The organism is Pacificoceanicola niger (assembly GCF_048553275.1).
Taxonomy (GTDB): domain Bacteria; phylum Pseudomonadota; class Alphaproteobacteria; order Rhodobacterales; family Rhodobacteraceae; genus Pacificoceanicola.
The window spans coordinates 1-930 of sequence record NZ_JBLZMW010000052.1; the positions used below are offsets into that span (position 1 = coordinate 1).

The 930-nt window shown below is 53.1% G+C and carries 1 protein-coding gene; it reads right to left on the minus strand.

Annotated elements, in window-relative coordinates:
- Positions 1-58 precede the first annotated feature (58 nt).
- Positions 59-730 carry a hypothetical protein gene (locus ACN2XU_RS24205; RefSeq protein ID WP_419412895.1) on the minus strand — a complete coding sequence of 224 codons (672 nt, stop codon included), beginning with the start codon at positions 728-730 and terminating at the stop codon, positions 59-61.
- Between the last annotated feature and the right edge of the window lie 200 nt (positions 731-930).

The window sequence follows — 930 nt, forward strand, 5'->3', positions numbered from 1 at the left end:
AGGTCGCTCATGTCACCGCTCCGTTTTTAGAGCCGTGAATCACGCAGCGCTTCGAAAATCAATGCATCCTGACCCTAAATGGTGTGTAGAGCTTCTTTACTCGGTTTCTCCGATAGTTCTTCCGGCTCTTTTCAGGGATGAAATTATCGAACTCGAGCAAGTCCTCGCGATCAAAGGAGTTCGCCAAGAAATATCGTTCGATCACGAAGCCAATATCAGACAACGGCACCTTCTCTCTTGCCCAGTGGACGTAGTCGCCATTGAGGATCGTTGCGCCATATCCTCCAGTAAATGGATCAAAATCGGCGATAACATCCTCGATAACTCGCCCTTCAGTCGCATCAGCAATTTGAGCAACGGTATCAATGCCGCAGACCTCAACCTTGCCTCGCTTGACTGCGGGGACTGCATAGATCGAGCTCGGGAACCCCCGTATAGCGCCATCGACCTCCTCCCAATACGCCATGGTCATCACAAGCTTAATCATCTGGAAGGTCGTTCCCTGCTCGCGGAAGAACTGGACTTCTGCTTCGCTGGGCTTGGTATGCAACTCTCCTCCCGCAACATCAGCCATCTTTCCTGTAATTGGCTGGATTCCTGAAAGCGGCTCCAAGCCCACGCGGATGATCTCTGGGATGTCTTCCCATGCTGCAGCGAATGGGCGGGGAGGCACAAGGAGGTGCTCGCGGTATGCATCTAAACGAGCAGGAACTGGACCGGCTTTCTTCATACTGGCATTTAGCACTAACAGCGCAAGGCCTTCATTAGCAGGGTTTTTGCGACAGGAGATGGTGATCGCCGTTTGTCACCCGCCGATCCTTGCCAGTGCGCTGGTGAGGCATGTCTGTAGCTGCTCTGTAACCGGTGTGCCGATCACACGTTGACGAGATAGTTCCACGGAAGGAGATCTGCGATCTGGCTCTGTGGATG

What these genes read in the sequence shown, in the direction of transcription:
- ACN2XU_RS24205 (WP_419412895.1), bottom strand. Translation starts at nt 730, where the DNA reads ATGAAGAAAGCCGGTCCAGTTCCTGCTCGTTTAGATGCATACCGCGAG.